Raw genomic sequence first — 26,765 nt, 5'->3', positions numbered from 1 at the left:
TGTTGTATTTATGAAAGCCATTGTTCCTGCTGCCTGGGTTTTGATCGGTCTGTTGAGCGACTTCCACATGGGAGGCGTCGTCGCGGCAGCGCCAGCGCAGGAAAAACCGGCTGCCAGTGCCACGAAGGATGCGCCGAAAAAAAACACAGCGGCCAAGAAGCCTTCCGCCAAGAAAGTGGCACCCGCGAAGAAAAAACGCGCCCCCATCGCCTCCAAGAGCAAATCCGCCCACGAGGTCGCCAAGACCCCATTGCCGCCGGCCAAGCTGGATTTGAGCTTGCCCCATGAGATGGTCGATAAACTGCAACCACCGGGTAAGGTGGTACAGTCCAGGCGTGAGCCGCTCTTGCCGTCGATGTTCGGTGAGAAACCCGGTCCCTTTCAGCTCAATGGCCGTTTGTTGAGCAATGAAATGCAGCTGCCACTGCGCAGCCCGGAGCGCCACGAGGTGGAAGGCGCGGCGCTGGACTTCGAATTCAAGCAATAAACCTTCGGCAGGCCTGCGGTTCGTCGCTGACCATTCGGTCATCTCGCCGTGGGCAAAAAAACACGCAGACGGTAATTTAAAACGAGTGTTTTAGCCGTTACTCTGTGTTCTGTTACTAACCATTACTGTCGTGAGGATGTTGTCGTCATGAAATGCCGTGAAGGCTGTGGCGCCTGTTGCATCGCCCCTTCCATCAGCTCACCTATCCCTGGCATGCCCCAAGGCAAACCGGCGGGAGAACGTTGCGCGCAATTGTCGGTCGATAACCTGTGCCGGATCTTCGGCCAGCCGGAGCGTCCGGCAGTGTGCTCGGCGTTCGAAGCCGACATCGAGGTTTGCGGCAGCAGCAGTGAAGAGGCCATCCGACTGATCGGTTGGTGGGAGCAAATCACGGCAGCGTAATGAGTCAATGAACGGATCCTAACTGAACGAACTTGGACAATAAGGAAAAGAACTATGGGTTCGCTGCATCGTATGGCTGTGTTGTGTGGGTTGACCGTGTTGCTGGCAGCGGCCACCGCTCAGGCAGAGGACTGGCAGGTTGCCAAGGAGAAGGACGGTATCAAGGTTTCCCTCAGTGAGGTGACGGGCTCCAAATACAAGGCCTACCGTGGCGTGACGGTGATGAAAACCACCATGGCCAAGCTGCGGGCCCTGCAGGAAGACGTTCCCGGTGCCTGCGCTTGGATTCATGAATGCAAGAGCCAGAAACTGCTCAAGCACGAAGGCAATCAGAGCTGGACCTACACCCAGTTCAACACGCCATGGCCGGTGACGTCCCGGGACTCGGTGCTTGAAGTTACCACCGAAGAGGGCGCTGATGGCAGCCTGACCCGCAAGCTCAAGGGCGTGCCGAAATACCTGCCTGAAGAGCAAGGTTTCGTGCGGGTGACCCAGGTCGACGGCTTCTGGAAGTTCACGCCAAAGGGCGCTGACCAGATCGAAGTGACCTACCAGGTCCATACCGAACCAGGGGGTGACGTGCCGTCCTGGCTGGCGAACAAGTTCGTGGTGGATGCGCCGTTCAACACCTTGAAAGCCCTGAAGGAACGCGCCGAAAACTGATCGGCCACGGCTGCACTGCAAGAGACCGCCCCGGAGGCGGTCTTTTCATGTGTGCCGTCCAGACGCCCGGCGGAACGATTGTCCGGCCCTCAATGTCGAGATAGAGGTAAGCCAGGCCCTGAATTGATCAAGGAGACACCGATGCAAAAGTGGGAAATCACTTTCGTGGATGATCATGGCGAAGCCATCGCCGAGCAGTTCGACTACGAGCAGGAGCCTACGATGGAGCAGGCTGCACAACTGATTCGCGAAAAATTGCTGCCCGTGCCCGCCCAACTGGACCTCAACGACCTGGAAGGTCGCACCGAAGATCCCACCGTCAAGAACCTCAAGTCCCAGCACAGCATTGAAATCATCAGCATTACACCGATTTCATGAAACGGTGCCTGGTCTCGCTTGGCAGCGGCTGCCACTTGCGGCTACTCTGCAATTGAGATCAGCGAAAGGATCGCGAAGGTCCGGTCTTGTCAGCTACATGCTTGTGTCCCGACGGCCATTTGATGCCGTACCGCTTGCAGCCTGAGGGCTTCACGCACGGGAAGACGGAAAGTCTATCCATTGGTTTCAGGAGGACGTTTCATGAGCACAGCCTATCAAGAAGACATCAGCACCAGCGTGTTGCGCCGCATGAAAGAAGGCGGTTTCGATTTTTCCCGATTCCATCCCATTGAGTTCTACGCCATTTTCCCGGACGAGGAGCGGGCGCGCAGGGCGGCAGGTCATTTTCGGGGAGAATCGTTGAACGCGCAGATCAGTGCACGGGACGATGGGGCTTGGTCGTTGGAACTGAGCCGGGTGATGTACGCCACCTACGATGACATTGGCGACTTCGAGCAAGACTTTGAGGCAGTCGTCGAACCCTTGGGTGGTGTGATCGAGGGCTGGGGTGTCAAGCAAGAGATCCGGCGCCTGCAGGCCTGACAGTTACTCACCGCAACCACAGCAACGGCTGACCTTTAGTGTCGGCCGTTTTCATGTGCGCGTAGCAATGAATGAGCATCTGAAGCACCGCCATCGCGAGCAAGCTCGCTCCCACAGGGTGCAGACAATCCATTGTGGGAGCGAGCTTGCTCGCGATGGCGGCCGCACAATCAACATCATTACCCGCTGACACACCGCAATCACTTCCCCAGGTTTTGTACCTAACTGTATCCAGATCAAGCCGCGTCGTTTTTCCGTGACTATGCTCAGCAGAGCGACGCCCCTGCGTCGCAATGAAGCGGGGGACAGCGGGGTGGGGGCATTTGTTGCACTAGAAAAGTGCGCGGCCTGTCAGAGGAGAATCCAACCCGTTGATCATAAAGCGTTTATGCCGATGGCACGGGGCTTGCGAAGCCTTGCTGCCAGGGTGACAAGGAGTACGGCATGATCCGCAGCGGTTTTGATGAAATGTACGATGCCAACGGCCAGGTCCGCCCGCATTACCAGGCGTTTGCCCGCTGGCTGGCTGAAACGCCTGATGAGCTGCTGGCGCAACGCAGGCGCGAAGCCGACCTGTTGTTTCATCGTGCTGGCATTACGTTCACGCTCTACGGCGACGAGCAGGGGACAGAGCGCCTGATCCCTTTCGACACGATCCCGCGCAGCATCCCGGCCAGTGAATGGCGGGTGGTCGAACGTGGCTGCATCCAGCGGGTCAAGGCGCTGAACATGTTCCTGGCCGATCTCTACCACGAACAACGGATCATCCGGGCCGGGATCATTCCCGCCGAACAGGTGCTGGCCAACGAGCAGTACCAACTGGCGATGCAAGGGCTGGATCTGCACCGTGACATCTACGCGCACATTTGCGGTGTCGACCTGGTGCGCGACGGTGACGGCACGTACTACGTGCTCGAAGACAATCTTCGTACGCCCAGCGGCGTCAGCTACATGCTCGAAGACCGCAAGATGATGATGCGCCTGTTCCCCGAACTGTTCGCCGCCCAGCGCATCGCCCCCATCGACCATTATCCGAACCTGCTGCTCGATACCCTGAAAAGCTCCAGCCCGCTGGACGATCCCAGTGTCGTGGTGCTCACGCCAGGGCGTTTCAACAGCGCGTTCTTCGAGCACGCGTTCCTGGCCCGGGAGATGGGCGTGGAATTGGTGGAAGGCGCCGACCTGTTCGTGCGCGATGACAAAGTGTTCATGCGCACCACCGACGGCCCGAAAGCGGTGGATGTGATCTACCGTCGCCTCGACGATGCGTTCCTCGATCCACTGGCCTTCAATCCGGACTCGATGCTCGGGGTGCCGGGCCTGTTGTCGTCCTACCGTTCCGGCAACGTGGTGCTGGCCAATGCCATCGGCACGGGCGTGGCGGACGACAAGTCGGTGTACCCGTTCGTCACCGACATGATCCGTTTTTACCTGGACGAAGAGCCGATCCTGAAGAACGTTCCTACATGGCAATGTCGTAATCCTGCCGAGCTGTCCCACGTGTTGGCGAATCTTCCCGACCTGGTGGTCAAGGAAACCCAGGGTTCCGGCGGTTATGGAATGCTGGTGGGGCCGGCCGCGACGACGGCGCAGATCGATGCCTTCCGCGAACGGATCAAGGCCAAGCCGCACGCCTACATCGCTCAGCCGACGCTGTCGCTCTCGACCTGCCCGACCTTTGTCGAAAACGGTATCGCCCCGCGCCACATCGACTTGCGGCCGTTTGTGCTCGCTGGCCGTGAGACCCGCGTGGTGCCTGGCGGGCTGACACGGGTGGCGCTGCGCGAAGGTTCCCTGGTGGTGAATTCATCCCAGGGCGGTGGGACCAAGGACACTTGGGTAGTCGAGGATTGAGGAGCTGCCATGCTGAGTAGAACCGCCTCGGACCTGTACTGGATGTCGCGCTACCTGGAGCGCGCGGAAAACCTCGCACGGATGCTCGACGTCAGCTATTCGTTGTCACTGATGCCCCAGGACGGGCGTGGCGACGGCCTGCACGAGCTGGCCATGCCATTGCTGATCACCGGCACGCTGGATGATTACCGGGAGCGACACGGCGAGCTGCACGCCGAGCGCCTGCTGCATTTCTTTGCCCTGGAAGCGGCCAACCCGGCCAGTATCTACAGTTGCCTCGGCGCCGCGCGAGCCAGTGCCCACGCGGTACGTGGGCGAATCACCGCCGACATGTGGGAAAACATCAACGCCACCTGGCTGGAAATTCGCGGTATCGCCGAGCAGGGCTTGAATCGCTACGGCATGAGCCGTTTCTGTGAGTGGATCAAGGAGCGATCCCACCTGTTTCGTGGTGCAACCTACGGCACCATCATGCGCAACGACGCGTTCCGCTTCATTCGCCTGGGGACCTTTATCGAAAGGGCCGACAACACCCTGCGCTTGCTCGACGCCCGCTACGAAATGGCCGGCGACCAGGCCGACACGGTCAGCGATGGCACGGCCCACGCGTATTACCAATGGAGCGCCTTGTTGCGGGCCTTGTCGTCCTTCGAGGCCTACACCGAGATCTACCGTGACGCCCCGGGCGCTCGCCATGTGGCTGAGTTGCTGCTGTTGCGCGCCGATGTGCCGCGTTCGCTGCGCGCCTGTACCGAAGAAATCAACCAGATCCTCGCGAGCCTGCCGGGCACCAACGGTCGGCAGGCACAACGGCTGGCGGCGGAAATGGACGCACGCCTGCGCTACACCGGCATCAATGAAATCCTCGACGGGGGCCTGCATGCCTGGCTCACCGAATTCATCCCACTGGTCCGTGAACTGGGCAATGCCATTCACAGTTCCTACCTGGAGGTCATATGAGACTCTCGATCAGCCATGAAACGGCCTACCACTATGAAGATCAGGTGCGCGCCAGCATCCAGTACCTGCGCCTGACGCCCCACGACAGCGAACGCCAGCATGTGTTGAGCTGGCAACTGGATTTGCCCCGGCCGGTGCGGGCGCAGCTGGATCCGTTCGGTAACATCCTTCACGTACTGACCCTGGACGAACCCCACGAAACGGTCATCATCGGCGCCCGCGGACAGGTGGACATCGATCCGTTGCGCGAAGCCGAGCACGAGAGCCAATCGGCGCTGCCGTTCCTGCGCTTCACCCGGCTGACCGAGGCGGACGAGGCCCTTCGCACCTTCGCCGCGCAGCAATGCCAGCAGCGTCGCGATCGCACGGCGCTGATCGACCTGATGCACGGGCTGAACCAGCACATGATCTACACCCCTGGCACCACTGAGGTCGAGACCAGTGCGGCGCAGGCTTTTGCCGGTCGTAGCGGGGTGTGCCAGGATCACACCCACGCCTTCCTGGCCTGCGCCCGTAGCCTGGGGTGCCGGCGCGGTATGTCTCGGGGTATCTGTTCAGCGAAGAGAGCGAACACCTGGCAAGCCATGCCTGGGCGGAGGCCTGGCTTGACGACGCCTGGTACAGCTTCGATGTGACCAACCAACTGGCTCGTCCGGAGCGCCACCTGAAGCTGGCTGTGGGCCTGGATTACCTGGACGCCTGCCCGGTGCGTGGCATGCGCCGCGGCGGTGGTTGCGAGCAGATGCATGCCAAGCTGGTCGTGCCTGCTGCACCGGTGATCACGGTGCAACAACAATAACCTTCCGACGAGGGCGCTTCTGTGGCGAGGGGATTTATCCCCGCTGGGCTGCAAGCAACCCAAAACAGACAACTCAATCCGTCTGGCACACTGAGGAGTCTGGGTTCAGGGCCGCTTCGCGCCCCAGTGGGGATAAATCCCCTCGCCACAAAAAAAGCGATCTCACGGGGCCAATGGCTGCTTGCGTCCCGCCATATGCTTCAAATAACCCACCAGCAAATCCAGCTCCGAATCCGGCAGCACCGCTGCCGAGAACCCGGGCATCTTGCCCTGGGGCCAGCGACGCAGCGCTTGCGGGTCGCGAATGTAGCGCTTGAGGAAATCCCCGGAGAAGTATTCGGTCGGGTTGAAAGGGATGTTCAGGTCCGGGCCGAACTGCGCATCACCCGCGCCATTGAGCCGATGGCACGCCAGGCAATTTTTCTGGAACAGCTCGAAACCTTTATTGACCGGGTCGTCCTTGGCCAGGTTGGGCGCCGGCAGCAGGGCCGGGAAGCGTTCGGCCACGGCCGACAGGCGCTTGATGGTCGCCACCGCGTAGGGCCATTGCTCCGGGCTGATGTGGCCAGCCTGCGGATCGGTCCAGACCAGGTAGAAAGGCCCGGCGCTGTGCTTGCCTTCCCCAGCGGCGGCCAGGGCTTGGCCGGGTCCTCGATCGCCAGCCACGCTCGGGCGCCACTCTTGTTGAGTAACGGCGCCGCAGGCATTTCGGCAGCGAAGCCGTCCAGGGCAACGGCTTGCAGGTGGTCGTCCGCCTGGATGCCCGTCAATAGAGCCGTCAGCGGCACGGCTCGATAGCTCATGGGTTTCTTGTAGGAAACGTCATCAGCGATCTGGACCGTTTGAGCGTCCGGGTGCTTGAGCAGTTCTTCGGTTTGCCAGGTGCGCGTGCCCGCGCCCAACTCCAGCACCAGTTGCGCGGCATAAAGGGGCGTGCTGAGCAGCAACGCCCCGAACACAATAAGAGCTTTCAAGTCGATCGCCTTCCATGTCGAGGGGTGCCGCAAAGGTTGGCACAGCCATCGCGGCTCGAACAGAGAACCCGTCACATTTTTTGGCGACACAACTAACGGATGATGCAGATGCCCTCGCGCAGGATTCAGCCAATCACCTTGGTGATATTCGGCAAAATCAACAGCAGCGTCGTGGCAAAGAGAATGAGTCCGGCTTGGCGAACTTTCGAATGTTTGAACATGGCTGACCCGCCTTTATTGTTATTTCCTAAAAGCCAGCCTGCATATCCATGGCGGCTGGCGTTGCACTTCCTGTTCGACAAGCGCCTCGGCAAAACCCGACGACTTTCTTGTACAAGGATTACATTAGGGGCCGCGGCGGCCTTGGCTTAGATCCAATTCATATCAGCTTGGTACAGGTTGCTCTAAAAAGGCTATGAGGCCTATTGCCACCTTCCTGCCGGCCCTTTTGCTAGACAGCTTGCCCTCCTGAATCGGTTAACCCGATAGCTCGCTACCGTTCGTCTGAGCGTGGCCGTCAACGCCATTGAGCGCTGTGGTCATTGAATCCGGCGCCGCTGGGCTTATGGTTGAAGGCATCGCATTACCCCCGTAGTTTCGAGGACGTCATGACCCAAGCTTTGATTTTCGACGCATTACGCACGCCCCGTGGCAAGGGCAAGGTCGATGGCGCCTTGCACAGCGTCAAGCCGGTGAACCTGATGGGGGGGCTGCTCAGCGCCTTGCAGCAGCGCATGGATCTGGACACCAGCCAGGTCGATGACATCGTGCTCGGTTGTGTGACCCCGGTGGGTGAACAGGGGGCCGATATCGCCAAGACTGCTGCGCTGGTGGCCAATTGGGATGTCAGCGTGGCAGGCGTGCAACTCAATCGGTTTTGCGCCTCGGGCCTGGAGGCGGTGAACCTGGCGGCCATGAAAGTGCGTTCCGGGTTCGAAGACCTGGTGGTGGCCGGCGGCGTCGAGTCCATGTCCCGGGTGCCCATGGGCAGCGATGGCGGCGCGTGGGCGCTGGACCCGCAATCCAACCTGCACGGTCACTTCGTTCCCCAGGGCATCGGCGCCGACCTGATCGCCACGCTGGAAGGCTTTAGCCGTGAGGATGTCGACGGTTATGCGCTGCATTCCCAGCAAAAAGCGGCGCGTGCCCGGGCTGACGGTTCGTTCAATAAATCCCTGGTCGCCGTGCGGGACCAGAATGGCATCGTGCTGCTGGACCACGACGAATTCATCCGCGCCGACTCCACGCTCGAAGGTCTGGGCAAGCTCAAACCGAGTTTCGAAGCCATGGGCCAGATGGGCTTCGATGGCACGGCGCTGCGCGTCTACAGCCACGTCGAACGAATCAATCACGTGCACACGCCGGGCAACAGTTCCGGCATCGTCGACGGTGCCGCGCTGATGTTGATCGGTTCCGAAGCCAAGGGGCGCGCCATGGGCCTGCAACCCCGGGCGCGGATCGTCGCCACCGCCGTCACCAGCACCGACCCGACCATCATGCTCGCCGGCCCGGCGCCGGCTACCCGCAAGGCCCTGGCCAAGGCCGGGTTGCGGGTGGAGGACATCGACCTGTTCGAAGTCAACGAAGCCTTCGCCTCGGTGGTGCTCAAGTTCATCAAGGACATGGCCATCGACCCGGCCAAGGTCAACGTCAACGGCGGCTCCATCGCCATGGGGCACCCCTTGGGCGCTACGGGGTGCGCAATCCTTGGCACGTTGCTCGACGAATTGGAGGTGCGTCGCCTGCGCTATGGCCTGGCGACCCTCTGTGTCGGCGGCGGCATGGGCATTGCCACCGTCATTGAACGCCTCTGAGCCCGACTTCAAGGAACACTTTTTCATGACCGATGCCATTCGTTACGAAACCGGCCAGGACCGGATCGTCGTCCTGACCCTGGACATGCCGGGCCAGAGCGCCAACACCATGAACGCGGTGTACCGTGAGGCCATGGCCGCCTGCGTCGCCCGTTTGCAGGCTGAAAAGGACTCGATTGCCGGTGTGATCATCACTTCGGCCAAGCACACTTTCTTCGCCGGCGGTGACCTCAATGAATTGATCAAGGTCGGCAAGCCCGAGGCCAAGGCTTTCTACGACATGGTCCTGCTGCTCAAGGCCCAACTGCGTGCCTTGGAGACCCTGGGCAAACCCGTGGTGGCGGCCATCAATGGCGCGGCCCTCGGCGGTGGTTGGGAAATCTGCCTGGCCTGCCATCATCGCGTGGCCCTGGACCTGCCGTCGGTGCAGCTCGGCTTGCCGGAAGTCACGCTCGGTCTGTTGCCAGGCGGTGGCGGGGTGGTGCGGATGGTGCGCCTGCTCGGTTTGGAAAAGGCCTTGCCGTATTTGCTCGAGGGCAAGAAGGTCAATGCGCAACAAGCGCTGCAGGCCGGTTTGATCGATGAGCTGGCGAAGGATCGTGACGAACTGCTGGCCAAGTCCCGGGCCTGGATTTTTGCCAACCCCAGCGTCATCCAACCCTGGGATGCAAAGGGCTATCGACTGCCGGGTGGCACGCCGTCTGACCCGAAAGTTGCGCAAATGCTGGCAATTGCCCCTTCGATTCTGCGTAACAAGACCCAGGGTTGCCTGCCGGCGCCGGAGAAAATCCTCTGTGCTGCGGTGGAGGGCGCCCAGGTTGATTTCGACACCGCGCACCTGATCGAAACCCGCTACTTCACCGAACTGACCACCGGCCAGGTGGCGAAGAACCTGATTGGCACCTTCTGGTTCCAGCTCAACGAGATCAAGGCCGGTGGTTCTCGCCCACAGGGTTTTGCGCCGTATCTGACGAAAAAAGTCGGCGTGCTCGGCGCGGGCATGATGGGGGCGGGTATCGCCTATGTCAGCGCCGTGGCCGGCATCGCAGTGGTCCTCAAGGATGTCGATCTGGCGGCGGCCGAGAAGGGCAAGGCCCGTTCGGCGGCGTTGCTGGATAAAAAGGTCGCCCGCGGCCGACTCACCGCCGAGCAGCGCGAAGCCACGCTGGCGCGGATTCACCCCACCGACAGCAACGCAGACCTGGCCGGCTGCGACCTGATCATCGAAGCGGTGTTCGAAGATCGTGCCCTGAAAACCAGCGTGTCGGCCGCCGCCCAGGCGGTGGTGGGCGATGATGCGGTGATCGCTTCCAACACCTCGACCTTGCCCATCACCGGCCTGGCCATGGCTGTGCCGGACCCGACGAAGTTCATCGGCCTGCACTTCTTCAGCCCGGTGGAGAAAATGCCCCTGGTGGAGATCATCAAGGGCGCACGCACCAGTGACGCGACCCTGGCCCGGGGGTTCGATTTTGTCCTGCAGATCAACAAGACGCCGATTGTGGTCAACGACAGTCGCGGCTTCTTTACGTCCCGGGTATTCGGCACCTTTACCAATGAGGGCATCGCCATGCTCGGCGAGGGCGTGAGTGCGCCGATGATCGAGACCGAAGCGCGCAAGGCCGGGATGCCGGTTGGGCCTCTGGCGATCTCTGACGAAGTTTCCCTCGGCCTGATGAGCCATATCCGCGCGCAAACCGCCAAAGACCTGCGCGCAGAAGGGAAAACGCCGATTGAACACCCGGCGTTCGCCGTGATTGACTTGCTGCTCAACGAATACAAGCGACCGGGCAAGGCCGCCGGTGCCGGCTTCTATGAATACCCGGCCAATGGGCAAAAGTACCTGTGGCCGTCGCTCAAAAGCCGCTTCGAGAAAGCCGACGGGCAGATTTCCCCGCAGGATATCCGGGATCGCCTGCTGTTCATCCAGGCCCTGGAAACCGTGCGCTGCATGGAGGAGGGGGTGCTGACTTCGACGGCTGACGCCAACGTCGGCTCTATCTTCGGTATTGGTTTCGCGGCCTGGACCGGCGGTGCACTGCAGTTCATCAATCAATATGGCCTGCAGGACTTTGTCGGTCGCGCCCAGTATCTGGCCGAGCAATACGGCGAGCGCTTCTCACCGCCGGCCTTGCTATTGGAGAAAGCCGCTCGCCACGAACTGTTCTGACAGACCCGGGAAGGGGCTTGCCTTGGGACCGTGTTTCAGGGCAGGCTCTGGGGTGTGCAATATTCCCATCATCGTGTCAGGTATTTTTTATGTCGCTACGCATCTGCATTCTGGAAACCGATATCCTGCGTCCGGAACTGGTCGACCAATATCAGGGTTACGGGCAGATGTTCCAGCGCCTGTTTTCGCAGCAGCCCATTGCGGCCGAATTCGTCGTGTACAACGTGATGGAGGGGCATTACCCCAGCGATGACGAGCAGTTCGACGCTTATCTGGTGACCGGCAGCAAGGCTGACTCCTTCGGTACCGACCCTTGGATTCAAACCCTCAAGACCTACCTGCTGGAGCGCTACCAGCGCGGCGATAAATTGCTTGGTGTGTGCTTTGGTCATCAGCTGCTGGCGTTGTTGCTGGGCGGCAAGACCGAACGCGCCACCCAAGGCTGGGGCGTCGGCACCCATCGCTACAAACTCGCCGCCAAGGCGCCTTGGATGAGCCCGGTGATGGAAGAGCTGACGTTGCTGATCAGCCATCAGGACCAGGTCACCGAACTGCCCGAAAGCGCGACGGTCATCGCCTCCAGCGATTTCTGCCCGTTTGCCGCCTACCACATCAACGACCAGGTGCTGTGCTTCCAGGGTCACCCGGAATTCATCCATGATTATTCCCGGGCCTTGCTGGAGATTCGCCAGCAACACCTCGGCGAGCAGATCTATAGCCAGGGCGTGGCGAGCCTTGCCCACGAGCACCATGGCACCACGGTGGCGGAGTGGATGATGCGTTTCGTCGCTCACAAGCCGCAGGCCGAAGCCACCCAAGGCTAAAGATCACCACTCTCTAATGTGGGAGCGAGCTTGCTCGCGATCGCGGTGGATCAGCTTGCAGTGATATTGAATGTGCCTCCGACGATGAATCCCACACAAATTCCACTGTTCGCCTACAACCACCCCGATCGCTTGAAGCTCCACCACAGTGATGAGCAGCCCACCGCAATAACCCCCAGCACCGCGAAATAGCCGTATTGCCAACTCAACTCCGGCATGTCCTGGAAGTTCATCCCATAGATCCCGGCCACGGCCGTGGGAAACGCCAGGATCGCCGCCCAAGCCGCGAACTTGCGCTGCACCACGCTCTGACGCGACGCTTCGAGCAGCACGCCGACTTCGATGGTCTGGCTGGCGATGTCGGCCAGGGTGGTCAGGTCTTCCATTTGCCGCGTGACATGAATCTGCACGTCGCGAAAATACGGGCTCATGTTCTTGTCGATAAAGGGGAAGTCGAGTTTCTGCAACTCTTCACTGATCTCCACCATTGGCGCCGCGTAACGGCGCAGGCGCAATACGTCGCGGCGCAAGCTGTGCAGGTTCTGGATGTCCCGTTCGTTCAGGGAGCTGCACATGACATTGTGTTCCAGCTCATCGATTTCGGCGTGAATGGCCTCACCCATGGGCTGGTAGTTTTCAATCACGAAATCAAGGATGGCGTAGAGGACGAAATCTTCCCCGTGTTTCAGCAAAAGCGGACGTGCCTCACAGCGCTGCCGGACATGGGCGTAGGACGCTGAGTGGCCGTTGCGAGCCGTGATGATGTAGCCCTTGCCGGCAAAGATATGGGTTTCGATGAACAGCAGCTTGCCGTCCTTGCGTATCGGCGAATACGTGACGATAAACAGCGCATCGCCAAAGGTCTCCAACTTGGGCCGGCTGTGTTTCTCCATGGCGTCTTCGATCGCCAATTCGTGCAGGTTGAACTGCCGCTGCAGGTTGGTCAGCTCCACGGCGCTCGGCTCTTCGAGACCAATCCATACAAAATGACCAGGTTTGGCAGCCCAGGCGCTGCCTTCGTCGAGGGTGATATTGGTGACTTTCTTACCGGCGCTGTAGACCGCAGCAGCAACGACTCTACCCATAATGGTGGTTCACTTCTTATTGGAAATGGCAGTGGCAGGCAGCGTTTAGCTTAACGCGCCCTGTAGCTTGAGAGTCAGCAAAATCTGCGGAGTTCGGCGGCAAAAGAAAACCCGCCGAGGGGGCGGGTTTCCATTCAGGCGGCTTGCAACTGCCGGTCCATTGTCGCGATGCACTCGCGCATCTGTTCACGGCATTGGGCAATGAGCTGGGGCATGTCATCCATACTCAATCCGGCCGTAGGAATCGCCGGCAATGAACGTATGAGGATGTCACCGCTGCGCCAGCGATTGAGGCGCATGTGCTTGATGTAGCTGCTGACGCACACCGGAACAATCGGCACTCCGGCGGCTATTGCCATCTGGAAGGCGCCTTTCTTGAACGGCAGCAGATCCTCGCCCAAATTGCGCGTGCCTTCCGGGAAAACCCAGATAGAGGTGTCCTCGTGCTGCAAGGTATGGGTGGTGGTCAGCATCGACTTTCGGGCCTTGATCGCGTTGCCGCGGTCGATCAACACGTTGCCCGCCAGCCAGAACAATTGCCCGAACAGCGGCACCCATTTCAGGCTCTTCTTGCCGATGCACACGGTACGGCGCGGCACCACGTTGCCAAACATGAACAGGTCGTAGTTGGATTGGTGGTTGGCGATGATGACGCAGCCGTTGGGCTTATTCACCAGCGAGTCGACTTGCGTGCGGACCCGCAGGCGCAAAATGCACATCGCCGGCAACGCGTACAACCTTGCGCATAAACGGCTGTTGTCCGGGTTGAACGGCCGGCACAGCCCCAGAATCACCCCGAGCACGCCAGCCAATACAAAATGCAGGCCCATCAACAACATACGCAATACAAACAGCATCTACAGGCCCCATCGGGACAAAAGGTGGCGCAGTGTACGGATGTGCACTGTTTTCGGCAATTGCCGCTATAGAGGTAGGAGATGGACGATGTTTAAGCGCATGTTTCCACGCGTCGTAACAGAAGCGGCCCAGAGCGGTTGCGGACTTTTAAACGACGCGCGTAGGAAAAAAGCCTGGCTCTAGGGGATGGCTGCACCGGTGGTGAGGGAGTTTGCTCTCGCTGGGCTCGTAGGCGCTGACGAGCGGAGCGAGGCTGCGATCTTTCCATTACCCATTGAGTCCGGAGCGAAAGATCAACAGATCGCAGCCTCGCTCCGCTCGACAGCTCCTACAGCGTCAGCCCAAGTGCTCCTGATCCAGCAGAATCGCACTGTCCAGCGTATCCAGCAGAGCCTTACGCACTTTCAGCTTGGTGTTCTTGTGGGCTGTCATGTTGATCTTCTTCAACTGACGCGCCGCTTCCAGGGCCGTGCCCTGCAGTTCTTCGGCCGACACCACCTTGTCGAGGAAGCCGGCATCCACAGCGCCCTGTGGGTTAAACATCTCGGCATTGATTACCGAGCGATGGAACGCCGACTTGCGCAGGCGATCACGGGCCAGCTCGATACCAGCGTGGTGCATGGTCATGCCGATCTGCACTTCGTTCAGGCCGATGCTGAACGGCCCTTCCACACCAATGCGATAGTCCGCCGAGAGCAGCAGGAACGCACCCTTGGCCACCGCATGCCCCGGGCAAGCGACAACGACAGGGAAGGGGTGCGACAACAGGCGGCGGGCCAGGGTCGAGCCGGCCGTGACCAGGCTCACCGCTTCCTTGGGGCCGGCGGTCATCACCTTCAGATCATAACCACCCGACAAAATCCCCGGTTGCCCGGTAATGATCACCACCGCCCGATCCGCCGTCGCCTGGTCCAGCGCAGCGTTGAACGCGGCAATCACATCTGGCGAGATGGCATTGACCTTGCCGTTGTTCAAGGTCAGGGTCGCGATACCGTCTTCGAGATGGTAGGCAATCAAGTCGCTCATGACGCTATTCCTTGTAAGAGAAGTGACGCAGACGTTACTCACCGCCGCAGGTCAGGTAAAGCGCCGTGACTGACTCACCGGTCAGCCCCAGGCCCTGCAAACAGCCTGGCCCGCCCATCCTGCTTCGCCTTCATCTATAGAGCAGCGTCTGCATAGCCCCGAAGATTGGCCGGTTTGCCATGCCCAAGCGCGTTTGAAATGCTCGACCAAGCTTAACCGCATGAAAATTCTGAAAAAAACCTTTGCCATCGGAAAAGCTTTCGACTACATTAGCGCGCCTCGACAGACTGAACAGTTTGCCGAGATACGGTGAAGTGTCCGAGTGGCTTAAGGAGCACGCCTGGAAAGTGTGTATACAGGAAACTGTATCGAGAGTTCGAATCTCTCCTTCACCGCCAAATTCGATACACACAAAACCCCTGGTTTTCCAAGAAAACCAGGGGTTTTGTGGTTTCTGCCGTCTGAAAAAATGACGATAGGGGCAATGGCCCCCAGATGATACGCCGGCAGCGCAAAAGGTGTGGATTTCCTAACCTTGACTCCGCCACCCAAATGACTATCCCCCCATGTAGCCGTGCTACAAAACGGCCTGTTCAACGCGTGGAAAAACACCGATGCCATCGCTCTCCAACGGCAGGCCCTCCCAATCGCTTCGGCCTGTTTTGCGTAGCCAGTTTCCTTCTGTCCATTTCTTATGGCGCCACTTTCCTGGTCTCGCTGCTGGTCTCCTCCCTGGGGGGAACTGAGCGCGATGCAGGGCAAGTCTTTGCCGTTGCCATGACGAGTACCCTGGTCGCGGTGGTCGCCTCGGGGCATTTGATGCAGCGCGTAGGCGCTGCACTGTGCATGGCCCTTGGCGCTGTATTTCTGGTCATTGCATCCATGGGGTTTGCGCTGCTATCGGGTCTTGGCATCGGTTTGTTGGCCTGCGGTTTGATGCTGGGGATCGGGTGGGGATTGTTTTACACGGTTGGGCCCATCATGGTCGCAGCGATGGTCGAGCCAGCCAGGCGGACTCATTGCTTCGCGCTTTTGTCGGGCAGCATGTTGACGGGGATCGGTAGTGGCCCTCTGTCAGGCAAGTTGGCCAGCTCCGTTGGGTTACCCATCCAGACAGCTTTCTTCTTTGCCGCTGCCGCGGCATCGCTGGGTGGGCTGTATTTCTGGTGGCTGAGAACGGGCTTTGCCGAAGTGGAGCGCCGGTCTGGCGATAAGGCTCGGATGGGGCTGAGATCGGCGACGGATGTGCTGCGCTCACGTTCAGCGTTGTCCATTTTGATGGTAGGGCTGGGGGGCGCGATCTTCGGTGGCCTGGGCAGTTTCCAGACCAGTTATGCAGCCAGTCAGGGGCTTGACTACTCCCTGTTTTTCGTCGGTTTCATGGGGGCGGCTATCGCTTGTCGGTTGTTGATTGCCGGGTGGGTGGTCAGCCGTGACCCTTTCGCGACTTCTTGCCTGCTGACCACGCTGATGCTGGTCGCCGTGACGGGGTTCAGTGTGTGGGTCCATGACAGTCTGAGTTATGGGTTGACCGCCGCCTTGCTTGGGGTCGGTTATGGTCTCAACTATTCCGTCATTAATGGCTTGGCTGCCAACGAGGCGCCACCTGGACTGACCGCACAAGCACTGCTGCTTTTCAGCCTGTCCTACTTCATTAGCGTATTCGGGTTTCCCTTTATCGCCGGCAAGCTCATCAGCAGCACGGGCGTGAATGGGATGCTGCTTAGTGTCGGATTGATCGCTCTGTTTGCCTGGACCTTGAGTGTCAGTCGCTGGCTGGCCGGGCGATTCTGGAAACCAGCCTCTCTCTCGGAATGAAAAATTCTCCCCTGGCGTGCGATAGCTTCCCGTTGGGGGTGGGAGTTTGAGCACAGGTGCAAGAAGGTCGCGAAGACTGAAGGCAGAAAGGCACGGCAAATTGCTTGATTAACGGCTGCTCGTGGAACCTCGCCACTGAATAGCATCAGGCAACCTCACAGCAGTATCGGGCAAAGGTTTCTGGGCACATGCCGTTAAGGTTCTCCTGGAAGAGCGTCTTATCAACTGCATTGCTGTGAGAGAACATCATGACCAGATGGATGAATTTCGCTTGGCGCGTCCAGGCGCTTGCACTGTCTTTTATATTTTTTACGAACAACGTCTGGGCTTCGGAAAACACCCAGCACGCGAATGCGACGCTGGTCCGCCAGGCGTTCACTCACTGGCAGCAGGGCAAAGGCACGGTGTTCGATCTGCTGGCGCCCAATGCGAAATGGACCGTGGCCGGGACGAGTCCTGTTTCCGGTGTCTATAACAGCAAGGCTGAGCTGGCCCAAGTCGTGCGGCCGATTACCGCGCGACTGGCAACACCGATTGTCCCCACGGTGCAGAGCATCGTTGCTCAGAATGATGTCGTGGTTGTTCTGTGGAACGGAACAGCCATGGCGCTTGATCACAAACCCTACAACAACACCTACCTGTGGCACATGACCTTCAAGAATGGTCAGATCATTGAAGTCACAGCCTTTCTGGACACTTACGTGCTGAACGATCTTATCCGGCGCGTAGAACCCCCACAGTAGTGGCTGGACTATCTTGTTGGCTGTGAAGCAGTTCGCTTTTGCGTAGTGTGCTCTGCAAAAGGTTTACTCGATTCAGAACAAAAACTGGAGATGCGTGGTCTCTGTCAGTACCCCAAGTTCGTCTCTCCCTGAGGTCGCACATGAGTCTGATCGATTGCCCTGAATGCGCTTCCAGAATTTCCGACAAGGCCTACGCCTGCCCACATTGCGGCAATCCTTTTCGGGAGCCGAGTTTCCGCCTGACCGAAAAGAACGTGGGGCAGATTGCCGGGGTGACCGGCGTCTGGCTCACCGCGCCCTGGATCGCGCGGATGGTCTTTGGCGTGGTGGCCGTGATTGCGGTGGCCGCGGTGTTGATCTTGCGGTGACCCATATCCGCGATTGTCGGCTTATGTATTCAACGGCAACTGCGGACTGTCCGGGTTCAACTGCTGCCGCCTGAACTGCCCCGGCGGCTGTCCGTGTATCTGGCGAAAACGCCTGGAAAAATAGGCCTCGTCGGCAAACCCGCACAACCTCGCCACTTCGCCCACTGGCCGTGTTCCGTTGAGCAAGTAATTGCGCGCCGCATGCATCCGACGTTCGAGCACCAGCTCGGTAAAGGTCTTGCCAATTTCCTTGCGCAGCCAGTGGGTCAGGTAGGTCGGTGACAGGTAAGTCGCCGCGGCCACCTTGATCAGGTTGAGGTCGGGGTCGGCGATGTTCTTGCGCAGGTACTCGGACATCCGGCCCAGCGCATCGCGTCGGCTGACTTCGGCGGCGTTCTCTTCGGCCAGGCGCTTGAGCGGCTCGGCGTACAAGGCGCAGACGCTGCCGATCAGTTGCAGCAACAAGCCCTTGAGCATCTCGCGGGTGCCGAACTGACGGTTCTGGTCCAGGCCACGCATCTGCTCGATCAGCGCGCAGGCTTTGGCGAAATCCTCATCCCCCAGAATGAAGTCCAAATGTTCCTGGAAACGGAACGGCGACAGTTCCGGCGCCAGCAGAATCGAGACCTCTTCCAGGTCCATCGGGTCGCACTGCAGATGCGGCAGCAGGAACGTCTGGGAAAAATTGATCACCATGAAGTTGCTCTCGGCCGGGTGCGGAATCACGTGCACGCGGTGGGGCAGGATGAAGGCCAGGGTGTTGCGCGGAAATGGACGTTCGACGTTGCCAATGTGTTGCACGGTGTCGCCGCCGAGGTTGATCTGGATCTGGAAATACTCGTGGCGATGCGGGCTGGTTTCGGCGCGCCGGCCCTTTTTGTCGCGAATGTAGAAATCCGTCAATTCGCTGCGTTGCTGCATGACATAGGTAGGGACTCGGCTCGGTGATGACATCTCCAGGGAATCCTTTGCGGTGCATGGCGGTGATGACGATTGTGACGGTGTATCTGGATGACTTTCAAGAAGTCATACGATGACGAGGCCGTTGGCGTGAATTTTCTGTCTCTCGAAAATGTAGGGCGCTTGTCCAAGAATGATAAATTCTGCTTTGTTAATTTATGTTTTAAAAACAAATAGTTAACTGGAACTTAAAAAGAATATGAAAAAAATCACCAATCTGATTTTTTTGGACAGGTTCCTTGGACGCGGTTTTAAACGGGAAAAATGATCTAACAGCTCAGTTGATTTTGATTTGTTGTACGACCACTGTTGAGCCACGCAACCCGACCCTCCATCCAAAAACAATCAAAAGGTGCGCACATCATGAACCTGTTCCTGCTTCTCGCTGACCCTCCCGACCGCTCCTGCAACAGATCCTGTTGCAAGGTCTCTTCGAACACCTGACATCGGCTGTTCGCACCTCTCATTCCTGTAGCGATTGTTCTGCCCCGGCATCGAGGGCATTGATTTCGGCTGCTCGTAAACATTTCGACGCTTCTAACAATAACGAGGTCCACTCATGTCGAATTCCCACACCTCCCAGACCGCCGCAGCACCGGTGGTTGCCGGCGCCCGGGACGCCGCAGTACCAGAACGCCTGCCGTCACGGCGGCGCTGGTTCATGCTGTCGCTGCTGCTGATCGCGACGATCATCAACTACATCGACCGGGTGAATATCTCGATTGCCGCGCCGTTCCTCGCCAAGGACCTGGGCCTGGACAAGATCGAGATGGGCCTGATTTTTTCCGCGTTTGCCTGGACCTACGCGATTGCACTGGTGCCCGCCGGCTTCATCGCCGATCGCTTCGGTTCCCGGTTCACCTACGGGGTGTCGCTGATCAGTTGGTCGACCGTCACCGTGTGCCAGGGCTTGGCCACGGGCTTCGCTTCGCTGTTCGGTCTGCGCCTGGCCGTCGGCGCAATGGAAGCGCCGGCGTTTCCGGCCAACAGCCGGGCGGTCACGGTGTGGTTCCCGGCGCGTGAACGGGGCCTGGCCAGCAGCATTTACGTCTGCGGCCAGTACTTGGGCACGGCGCTGTTTACCGGTGCGCTGCTCTGGCTGGCGACCACCTATGACTGGCGCCATGTGTTCTACAGCACTGGCGCACTCGGCATCGTCTTCGGTGTGGCCTGGCTGTTCTTGTATCGCGACCCGATGAACTGCAAGAAAGTCAGCAAGGAAGAACTCAAGTACATCGAAGCTGGGGGAGGGCTGGTCAAGAGCAGTCAGGAGCGCACCCGCTTCAACTGGCGGCAGATCGCCGAGCTGTTCAGCTATCGGCAGGTCTGGGCGATTTGCATCGGCAAGTTCGCCAGCACGTCGGCGCTGTACTTCTTTCTCACCTGGTTCCCCACGTACCTGATCGAAGAGCGTCAGCTGACCATGATCAAGGCCGGGATCTTCGCCGTGCTGCCGTTCGTGGGCGCGACGGTGGGCATCCTGCTCGCCGGGATCGTGTCCGACCTGCTGATCCGTCGCGGCTACTCGCTGTCCTTTGCCCGCAAGTTGCCGTTGGTGGTCGGGTCGATGCTGGGCATGTCCATCGTCCTGGTGAATTTCACCGACTCGAACGTGATCTGCATCGCCGTGCTGACGGTCGCCTTCTTTGCCCAGGGCATTGCTTCGTCCTCGTGGGCGGCGGTGTCGGAAGTGGCGCCCAAGGAACTGATCGGACTGACCGGCGGGATCACCAGCCTGGCGGCCAACATTGGCGGGATTGTCACCCCCATAGTGATTGGCGCGATCGTCCAAAAGACCGGCTCATTCGCCTTGGCTTTCTGGTTCATCGGTGGCGTGGCGCTGATCGGCACCTTGTCCTATTCGTTGCTGCTTGGCCGTTTGTATCGCATTGAACTGAAGGCGCGCTGAGCCCGGAAAAAACCGTTTTTCTCCAACACGAGGCGGCATTCCTCCAACTTCGCCAGGGATTGCCGCCGTACGCTGACGCTTCCAACAGGACTTTTATCAGGATGAACATGCCCGAGTATGTCTTTACCCCGGACCTGCCAGTGACCTTGCCGGTTGTCGGCACCCCGCAGCGTTTTCCCGTCGGCCGGGTCTTTTGCGTTGGCCGCAACTATCCCTGGCCTGATACCCAGGGTGAATCCCGAGTGCCACCGGTGTTTTTCATGAAGCCTGCCAGCTGCGTGGTGGAAGCGGCCGGTGAGGTGACGTTTCCATCGGTGACCGAGGAGTTCGCCCACGAAATCGAATTGGTCGTGGCCATCGGTGAGGGCGGCGCCAACATCCCTGAGAGCCAGGCGTTGGCTTATGTATGGGGCTACGCGGCGGGTCTGGATCTGACCCGGCGTGATGTCCAGCGCATGGCCAAGCGCAACGGTTTGCCATGGGAGGGCGCCAAGGTGTTCGACGGCGCCGCGCCAATGACCGCCATCGTGCCGGTCTCCCGGGAGGGGCACCCCGATGGCGAGTTGTGGTTGAACGTGAACGGCCAGGAGCGCCAGCGCGACAGCCTCGACAGCCAGATCTGGTCGGTCAGTGAAGTGATCGCCCGCATCTCCCAATCGGTGGCGTTGCGGGCCGGCGACCTGATCATGACCGGCAGTCCGTCAGGCGTCGATGTGTTGCAGCCGGGTGATGTCATCACGGCTGGCATCGACGGTATTGGCGAATTGGAAATGCGCGTCGGTCCGCGTTTGTCTTACTGAATTCGAGAAAGGAGAACCCACATGTCCAACACATTGAAAGTGGCTTTGGTGACTGGCGCCGGCAGCGGGATTGGCCGTGCGGTGGCCCTGGGCCTGATGGAAGACGGCTACACACTGGTGTTGGCCGGCCGCCGGCCAGAGCCCTTGCAGGCATTGGCCGAGTTGGCGGCCAGCCAGGGTCGCGAAGCCTTGGCGGTGTCCACTGATGTGCGCGACCCGGTCAGTGTCGATGGGCTGTTTGCAACCATCGCCGAGGTCTACGGACGCCTGGACGTGGTGTTCAACAACGCCGGGGTCAACGCGCCCGCCGTGCCGCTGGATGAGCTGACGTTCGAGCAGTGGCGAAACGTGATCGACACCAACCTCAACGGCGTTTTCCTTTGTGCCCGCGGTGCCTTCGGCCTGATGCGCCGGCAGCAGCCCCAGGGCGGACGGATCATCAACAACGGATCGATCTCGGCCCACACCCCACGACCGTTCAGCAGCGCCTACACCGCCAGCAAACACGCGGTGCTGGGGCTGACCAAATCCCTGGCCCTGGACGGACGCGAATACAACATCGCCTGCAGCCAGATCGACATCGGCAACGCCCTCACTGAGATGTCCGTGCGCATGACCAAGGGCGTACGCCAGGCCAACGGCAGCATCGCGGTGGAGCCGATGGTGGACGTCAAGCACGTCGCCGACGCGGTGCGCTACATCGCCGGCCTGCCGTTATCGGCCAACGTCCTGAACATGACCGTCATGGCCACGGCCATGCCGTTTGCCGGTCGCGGTTGAGCCAGTCTTTTTTATTCTGTTACGAGGTCTACATGAAGCCAGAAGTCTTGCAACTCAGCCCGATCCTGATCCCTGAAATCAACGCCCGGCTCAACGAGCTGTTCACGGTGCGGCGCTATTTCGAACAGGCCGACAAACAAGCCTATCTGCAAGAACACGGGGCCAATATTCGCGGTGTCATTACTGGCGGGCATACCGGCATCAGTCAGGCGCTCATGGCCCAACTGCCCAAGCTGGAAGTAGTGGCGGTCAACGGCGTAGGTACCGATGCCGTGGACCTGGCCTACGCCAGGGATCGCGGAATCCGCGTGACGGCCACCATCGGCGCGCTGACCGAAGATGTCGCCGACCTGGCGATTGGTCTATTGATTGCCGTGTGTCGCGGGCTGTGCACCGGTGACCGTTACGTGCGCTCAGGCCAATGGCCCCACAGCCCGACGCCACTGGCCCCGCTGCCATTGGCCCGTCAGGTGTCCGGCATGCGCATCGGCATCGTCGGCATGGGCCGGGTCGGTCGCGCCGTGGCAACCCGCGCCGCCGCGTTCGGGTGCTCGATCAGCTACACCGACTTGCAGCCCATGAGTGACGTGAACCACACCTTCGTCGCCGACCTCAAGCAACTGGCCCGCGACGGCGACGCCCTGATCCTCGCGGCCGCCGCCGACAAGGCTGAAGCCATCATCGACGCCGAGGTGCTGCGCGCCTTGGGCCAGGGCGGGTATCTGATCAATGTGGCCCGGGGCAAACTGGTCAACGAGGCCGACCTGGTGGCGGCGCTGACCGCTGGTGAAATCGCCGGTGTGGCGCTGGATGTGTTTGTCGATGAGCCGCATGTGCCCGAGGCATTGTTTGGCAACGAGCAGGTGGTGCTGCAACCCCACCGCGCGAGCGCGACGTTGCAGACCCGCACGCGGATGGGGGAGATGGTGGTGGCGAGTCTGGTGGATAGTTTTGCTGGGAAGGTGCCGCAGGGGTGTGTGACGGGGTGAAGGTGTGGAGCTTTAAGGAGGTCGCGAGACGGTCAAATTTATGAACTTGCTGTGTTGAAGCGGAAGTGGAGGTAAGGTCTCAGGTTATGTGCTGGTCTGTGCTTTGCCCGTGCAGTTAATAAAGACCAAAATAACGACCTATTTTGAAGGAGCCGCCTCCATGCAACTCGTTTTGGCTGATTTGGCCGTCAGCCTATCCGAACTCAAAAAAAATCCGTCATCCGTCCTGAGCGGTGCTAACGGCGCGCCAGTAGCGGTGTTGAACCATAATCGCGTCTTGGGCTATATGGTCCCGGCAAGTGTCTACGAGGCCATGGTTGAGCGCCTGGATGAACTGGAGCTGGCACAGGTGGTAGAGGCACGGATCGAGGCCAACCAGACGCCTCTTTGGGTGTCTCTTGACGAGCTCATTGGCGAGGCAGAGGCTGATATCGCCGATGGGCATTGATTACATGGTGGGGCAGTACCGATGGAGCCAGGCTAGAAGTGATTTCCACTTTAAATTAGGTGGACACCATCGCTTTTGACGTCGGGGTCAGTAAGACATGTTAGCCAGCCCCGCATACCGTTGCCTTGGATGATGGATATTCCGTCGCTATGTCAAACCGCTCGATCGACGCTGCATCGGATGTCTCAAGGCATCTCGCCCGTAGTGATCAGGTTCAAAAACTGTTCCGCATCGAAGATGAAAGCACCAGCCGCTAGTGCCTTTGCAACCTTAGTCGGGCCGGCGTTATCGCCATAGCAAAGAAACGTCAGAGTCTTGCCTGGAGTACTCATCACCCTTAACCCAAAATCCTGCGCCTTCTGTTCAAGGTCTGCCCGATGCGCAGCAGCAAAACCGGTGAAAAGAATTTGATTTATCCCCCCTGGCGGCGACTTGGGACGGGGACAATTGGAGGCGGCCTCCTGTGCTGCCAAAGCAGACGGTTTTGGTTTTGGCGAAAGCCTTGGAGCGGGAGGGGCGGCGTCGTTCAGTAATAGCTCCGCGCCCGACAATATCTCAACAATTCGATCCTTTCGGAAGGTTTTTGGGAATGAGTCGCCAGTGGATCGACCCTGAATGTAGAGTGAGTTCTCTGACCATTGGATCAGTTCTCGGACACTCAAATTACCCCTCGCATCTTTGTAGCTGAACTTGATAATCGTCACTGCGTCACTCCCTGTGATTTTCACATTACCGGCCAAACCTGCATCTACCCGGAATCCTTCCGGTATTCGTTACGGTTGGGAAACATTTGATCCTCAACGTATGCCGTCGAAATCTACCACCATTACTTCGTCACGAGGCAATGCAGTTGTATCAAGCGTATCCGGGTGGGAGCCGCGTCGCGACCTGGCTCCAACACCTGGCAATCTCCTTGGCAATGCTGCCGCGGCCTTTCCTGGGCTCCAGCTCATCACTTGCACTGATATGCTCCAGCAGCCACTCATCCGTCCATCCCGCCCATTCACCCGCCACGGACCTGAGGTTCGCTTCGAGCACCGGGAACACTTCATTCCACAGGATGCTGTGGATTTCCTTTGGCGAATAATTGGTTTCAAGGACTACGCGAGCGATGTAGTTGTAGGTCAGGTCGTCGATCTCGGTATCCAGGAAGAACGAGGAAAGGGCCTGCCAGGTTTTCAGGCGGTTCGAGTCGACAGGGTTCATGTTTTTGTCTCGGGATGTGTAGGTGATAAGCCCATTTGGCCCAATGCTGCCGGCTAAATCGCCTGCTTGCCACCGTATGAGTCCCTCTGCTGCCAATAAATCGTTGTTGTTAAAAAACACAACCAGAGTACCATCGGCTCAAAGACAAGGAAGCCCATGGATATACTCACGCCATCACGTTTTGACGACGCTGCGATTTTGTACCCGAACGACAAGGCCGGGCTTGATCGATGCCTGCGCATTTTGAGGATGGCGCGCCCCAAAGCGTTCGCGGACCTGCAAAAGCTTTTCGGTACGCACGGTGTCGACTTGTTCAAGCCCAGAGCCGCAATGAACTGGGTAGTGATCGACGTAGGCGCCAATAATCTCAGGGTGATAGGTGGCGTCAACTACACCCGGCAGAAGATCTACGTCAAACACATCTACACGCATGCCGATTACGACGTTGCCAACGTCTGGTATGCAAGAAACAAAGGGGTAAGACGATGAGCGCAGCCCGGAACGACTTTCAAACCGTGATCGCAACGCTTGGCGAGCTACATGCGTTACTGGATCGCCTGCGCGGTGAGTTTGTGCATGGCATCAAGACCCCTGCCGACTATGAGCGTGCGACCGACCTGCTCGATGCGCTCACCGACGGGCGCGAACTGAGCAAGACTGAGGAGAAAATTCTCGTTGAGCTCGAGGACGAAATCCTGGCCTACCAGCGCAACTGCGAACAGTTTCGCGAGTCCCATGCCGCTTTTGAGGCGACCTGCACGCCTGTGCAATTGATCAAGGATCTGATGGAGACGCGCGGGCTCACCGGTTCAGACCTCCCTGAGATCGGTGATAAAACGGCGGTGTCCAAAGTGCTCAATGGCGATAGGCCTATCAGCCACAAGATGGCGTATGCGCTGGCGGAGCGGTTTGCGATGGAGCCGAGTGCTTTCTTGACCGCGACTTCAGCAAAGGTGGCGGCTCATATCGAAACTGTCCCTCTTTCCGTCAGTAAAACTTCAGCTCATTACCTTTTGCACGAGGATTCTTTGATCGCATATTCAGTGGAAGAGGCCGGTGCCGGTGAATACAAAGTAGTGACTTCGAAGGGTCGCAGAAAGACGGCCAAAGAGCCGGACAAGGGGTAGGGCAATCATCTGCTGATCAGGGGGCCGGGTTGGTTGTCGATCCACGGGAGCTCAGGATGATACGCGGCCCGATACATCGGCCATTGCAGCCAATCCCCGAACCCTCTATAAAATCTCGCGCTGGCATCGCGTTCCTCTCGACCGTCGTTGGCCATGGATATCTGACCCGCATGGAGCATCATCGTGAGCCAATCGCCGCGCCCTCTCAACTCCCGAATCAACTTCTGCCCGCGCAAAAAGTCGTCCCGCGTGCTGCAGTATGCCTTGAGCATCAGCGTCCTGACCCTGCTCAGCGGATGTGGCGCGTTGACGGATGTCCGCTCTTTCTCCACCCCTTATTCAACGCCTGAAGGTGGCGAGACAGCGCGCTTGCGGGTGATCAGCGATGGCATGGTCAGGGCCGTACCCAAGTCCGATTGTGTGGACTTCCGCCTGCCGGGCGCGGGTGTCATGGTGGCGTTCCGCGATGGCTACGCCAATCGCAACGGCGAAAGCCTGGGTATGCCGGATGACGACAAACACTCATCTTCCACGGTAATGACTGAGCTGCTGGTGCCTGCCGGGCAGCCCATCGCGTTTCATTACATCGGTGCTCAATGCTACAACATGTTCCGCTTTGTCCCTAAAGCAGGGGCGGACTACCAGCTGGACGCCGCGGGGCGATACAAGTGCACGGTGACCCTCAAGCAACTGTCCGTGAAAACGACCGAGCTTCCCCCTTTATCCTTGGAGGACAGCAAATTGTGCAGGGCGACGGATAACTTTTAGCGTGGAGGGTTT

The 26,765-nt window shown here is 59.3% G+C and carries 27 protein-coding genes, 1 tRNA gene and 2 pseudogenes; 23 read left to right on the top strand and 7 right to left on the bottom strand.

What is annotated here, in order from left to right:
* The first annotated feature begins 10 nt into the window (after positions 1-10).
* From KI235_RS21445 to KI235_RS21410, 8 genes and pseudogenes are all read left to right on the top strand, one after another.
* Complete coding sequence (locus KI235_RS21445) at positions 11-487, top strand: hypothetical protein (protein WP_028237409.1); 477 nt, start codon at positions 11-13, stop codon at positions 485-487.
* A 147-nt stretch (positions 488-634) separates the two neighbouring features.
* Positions 635-889, top strand: coding sequence for a YkgJ family cysteine cluster protein (locus KI235_RS21440; protein WP_003204182.1), 255 nt, complete (start codon positions 635-637; stop codon positions 887-889).
* 54 nt (positions 890-943) lie between these two features.
* Entirely contained in the window at positions 944-1,552 is a 609-nt protein-coding gene (locus KI235_RS21435; RefSeq protein ID WP_003204181.1) for an START domain-containing protein, read from the top strand.
* 141 nt (positions 1,553-1,693) lie between these two features.
* Positions 1,694-1,930 (top strand): hypothetical protein, encoded by a 237-nt coding sequence (locus KI235_RS21430; protein ID WP_003204179.1) that lies wholly within the window; start codon positions 1,694-1,696, stop codon positions 1,928-1,930.
* A gap of 201 nt (positions 1,931-2,131) precedes the next feature.
* Positions 2,132-2,473: a ribonuclease E inhibitor RraB gene (locus KI235_RS21425; RefSeq protein ID WP_003179463.1), complete on the top strand. Its 342-nt coding sequence runs from the start codon at positions 2,132-2,134 to the stop codon at positions 2,471-2,473.
* 444 nt (positions 2,474-2,917) lie between these two features.
* The gene (locus KI235_RS21420; protein ID WP_003204177.1) at positions 2,918-4,327 is read left to right on the top strand and encodes a circularly permuted type 2 ATP-grasp protein; all 1,410 of its coding nucleotides are present in this window, start codon (positions 2,918-2,920) and stop codon (positions 4,325-4,327) included.
* 9 nt (positions 4,328-4,336) lie between these two features.
* Positions 4,337-5,287, top strand: coding sequence for an alpha-E domain-containing protein (locus KI235_RS21415; RefSeq protein WP_003204175.1), 951 nt, complete (start codon positions 4,337-4,339; stop codon positions 5,285-5,287).
* Positions 5,284-6,086: pseudogene (locus KI235_RS21410) on the top strand (transglutaminase family protein). Before KI235_RS21415 ends, KI235_RS21410 begins: the two are co-directional and overlap by 4 nt.
* A gap of 162 nt (positions 6,087-6,248) precedes the next feature.
* On the opposite strand, the pseudogene KI235_RS21405 reads toward KI235_RS21410, so the two are convergent.
* Positions 6,249-7,060, bottom strand: a pseudogene (locus KI235_RS21405) (cytochrome c).
* A gap of 608 nt (positions 7,061-7,668) precedes the next feature.
* On the opposite strand from KI235_RS21405, the gene KI235_RS21400 reads away from it, so the two are divergent.
* The 3 genes from KI235_RS21400 (at position 7,669) to KI235_RS21390 (ending at position 11,868) form a co-directional block, all read left to right on the top strand.
* Positions 7,669-8,874 carry an acetyl-CoA C-acetyltransferase gene (locus KI235_RS21400; RefSeq protein WP_028237411.1) on the top strand — a complete coding sequence of 402 codons (1,206 nt, stop codon included), beginning with the start codon at positions 7,669-7,671 and terminating at the stop codon, positions 8,872-8,874.
* 25 nt (positions 8,875-8,899) lie between these two features.
* Positions 8,900-11,044 (top strand): 3-hydroxyacyl-CoA dehydrogenase NAD-binding domain-containing protein, encoded by a 2,145-nt coding sequence (locus tag KI235_RS21395; RefSeq protein WP_028237412.1) that lies wholly within the window; start codon positions 8,900-8,902, stop codon positions 11,042-11,044.
* 89 nt (positions 11,045-11,133) lie between these two features.
* A complete protein-coding gene (locus KI235_RS21390; RefSeq protein WP_003204170.1) occupies positions 11,134-11,868 on the top strand; it encodes an amidotransferase in 735 nt (244 codons plus the stop codon).
* Between the two features lie 113 nt (positions 11,869-11,981).
* Here the strand turns inward: KI235_RS21390 and KI235_RS21385 are convergent, their stop codons facing one another.
* The 3 genes from KI235_RS21385 to KI235_RS21375 all read right to left on the bottom strand — a co-directional run bounded on the left by KI235_RS21385 (position 11,982) and on the right by KI235_RS21375 (position 14,837).
* Positions 11,982-12,953, bottom strand: coding sequence for a magnesium and cobalt transport protein CorA (locus KI235_RS21385; RefSeq protein ID WP_003204167.1), 972 nt, complete (start codon positions 12,951-12,953; stop codon positions 11,982-11,984).
* 134 nt (positions 12,954-13,087) lie between these two features.
* Positions 13,088-13,810: a 1-acylglycerol-3-phosphate O-acyltransferase gene (locus tag KI235_RS21380; RefSeq protein WP_003204165.1), complete on the bottom strand. Its 723-nt coding sequence runs from the start codon at positions 13,808-13,810 to the stop codon at positions 13,088-13,090.
* Between the two features lie 337 nt (positions 13,811-14,147).
* Entirely contained in the window at positions 14,148-14,837 is a 690-nt protein-coding gene (locus KI235_RS21375; RefSeq protein ID WP_003204163.1) for a crotonase/enoyl-CoA hydratase family protein, read from the bottom strand.
* Positions 14,838-15,145: 308 nt separating this feature from the next.
* On the opposite strand from KI235_RS21375, the gene KI235_RS21370 reads away from it, so the two are divergent.
* The 4 genes from KI235_RS21370 to KI235_RS21355 all read left to right on the top strand — a co-directional run bounded on the left by KI235_RS21370 (position 15,146) and on the right by KI235_RS21355 (position 17,766).
* Positions 15,146-15,235 (top strand) — tRNA-Ser (locus KI235_RS21370).
* 202 nt (positions 15,236-15,437) lie between these two features.
* Complete coding sequence (locus KI235_RS21365) at positions 15,438-16,655, top strand: MFS transporter (protein WP_244864260.1); 1,218 nt, start codon at positions 15,438-15,440, stop codon at positions 16,653-16,655.
* A gap of 260 nt (positions 16,656-16,915) precedes the next feature.
* Positions 16,916-17,398 carry a nuclear transport factor 2 family protein gene (locus KI235_RS21360; protein ID WP_003204160.1) on the top strand — a complete coding sequence of 161 codons (483 nt, stop codon included), beginning with the start codon at positions 16,916-16,918 and terminating at the stop codon, positions 17,396-17,398.
* Between the two features lie 140 nt (positions 17,399-17,538).
* On the top strand, positions 17,539-17,766 hold the full coding sequence (locus KI235_RS21355) for an integrase (protein WP_003204158.1): 228 nt from the start codon (positions 17,539-17,541) through the stop codon (positions 17,764-17,766).
* 21 nt (positions 17,767-17,787) lie between these two features.
* Here the strand turns inward: KI235_RS21355 and KI235_RS21350 are convergent, their stop codons facing one another.
* A complete protein-coding gene (locus KI235_RS21350; RefSeq protein ID WP_027911477.1) occupies positions 17,788-18,720 on the bottom strand; it encodes an AraC family transcriptional regulator in 933 nt (310 codons plus the stop codon).
* Positions 18,721-19,285: 565 nt separating this feature from the next.
* Between KI235_RS21350 and KI235_RS21345 the strand changes: the two genes are divergently transcribed.
* The 5 genes from KI235_RS21345 to KI235_RS21325 all read left to right on the top strand — a co-directional run bounded on the left by KI235_RS21345 (position 19,286) and on the right by KI235_RS21325 (position 23,652).
* Positions 19,286-20,635 carry an MFS transporter gene (locus tag KI235_RS21345; protein WP_003204153.1) on the top strand — a complete coding sequence of 450 codons (1,350 nt, stop codon included), beginning with the start codon at positions 19,286-19,288 and terminating at the stop codon, positions 20,633-20,635.
* A 101-nt stretch (positions 20,636-20,736) separates the two neighbouring features.
* Positions 20,737-21,435: a fumarylacetoacetate hydrolase family protein gene (locus tag KI235_RS21340; protein WP_013693976.1), complete on the top strand. Its 699-nt coding sequence runs from the start codon at positions 20,737-20,739 to the stop codon at positions 21,433-21,435.
* 21 nt (positions 21,436-21,456) lie between these two features.
* Positions 21,457-22,215 (top strand): SDR family oxidoreductase, encoded by a 759-nt coding sequence (locus KI235_RS21335; protein ID WP_003204148.1) that lies wholly within the window; start codon positions 21,457-21,459, stop codon positions 22,213-22,215.
* A gap of 32 nt (positions 22,216-22,247) precedes the next feature.
* Complete coding sequence (locus KI235_RS21330; RefSeq protein ID WP_043042625.1) at positions 22,248-23,204, top strand: 2-hydroxyacid dehydrogenase; 957 nt, start codon at positions 22,248-22,250, stop codon at positions 23,202-23,204.
* A 160-nt stretch (positions 23,205-23,364) separates the two neighbouring features.
* On the top strand, positions 23,365-23,652 hold the full coding sequence (locus KI235_RS21325; protein WP_033063725.1) for a type II toxin-antitoxin system Phd/YefM family antitoxin: 288 nt from the start codon (positions 23,365-23,367) through the stop codon (positions 23,650-23,652).
* A 185-nt stretch (positions 23,653-23,837) separates the two neighbouring features.
* Here KI235_RS21325 and KI235_RS21320 read toward each other — a convergent pair whose 3' ends face one another.
* Entirely contained in the window at positions 23,838-24,356 is a 519-nt protein-coding gene (locus KI235_RS21320; protein WP_223524635.1) for a BRCT domain-containing protein, read from the bottom strand.
* A 151-nt stretch (positions 24,357-24,507) separates the two neighbouring features.
* Positions 24,508-24,858 carry a hypothetical protein gene (locus KI235_RS21315; protein ID WP_003204141.1) on the bottom strand — a complete coding sequence of 117 codons (351 nt, stop codon included), beginning with the start codon at positions 24,856-24,858 and terminating at the stop codon, positions 24,508-24,510.
* A gap of 156 nt (positions 24,859-25,014) precedes the next feature.
* Between KI235_RS21315 and KI235_RS21310 the strand changes: the two genes are divergently transcribed.
* The 3 genes from KI235_RS21310 (at position 25,015) to KI235_RS21300 (ending at position 26,753) form a co-directional block, all read left to right on the top strand.
* Complete coding sequence (locus KI235_RS21310) at positions 25,015-25,347, top strand: type II toxin-antitoxin system HigB family toxin (RefSeq protein WP_003204139.1); 333 nt, start codon at positions 25,015-25,017, stop codon at positions 25,345-25,347.
* A complete protein-coding gene (locus tag KI235_RS21305; protein WP_003204138.1) occupies positions 25,344-25,985 on the top strand; it encodes a transcriptional regulator in 642 nt (213 codons plus the stop codon). The genes KI235_RS21310 and KI235_RS21305 overlap by 4 nt, the downstream gene beginning before the upstream one ends.
* A gap of 183 nt (positions 25,986-26,168) precedes the next feature.
* Positions 26,169-26,753, top strand: a complete 585-nt coding sequence (locus KI235_RS21300; protein WP_013693971.1) for a hypothetical protein — start codon at positions 26,169-26,171, stop codon at positions 26,751-26,753.
* The last annotated feature ends 12 nt before the right edge of the window (positions 26,754-26,765 follow it).

This window comes from Pseudomonas sp. St386 (genome assembly GCF_018325865.1).
Lineage (GTDB): Bacteria > Pseudomonadota > Gammaproteobacteria > Pseudomonadales > Pseudomonadaceae > Aquipseudomonas > Aquipseudomonas brassicacearum.
This window is presented reverse-complemented; position numbering and strand designations above follow the sequence as displayed.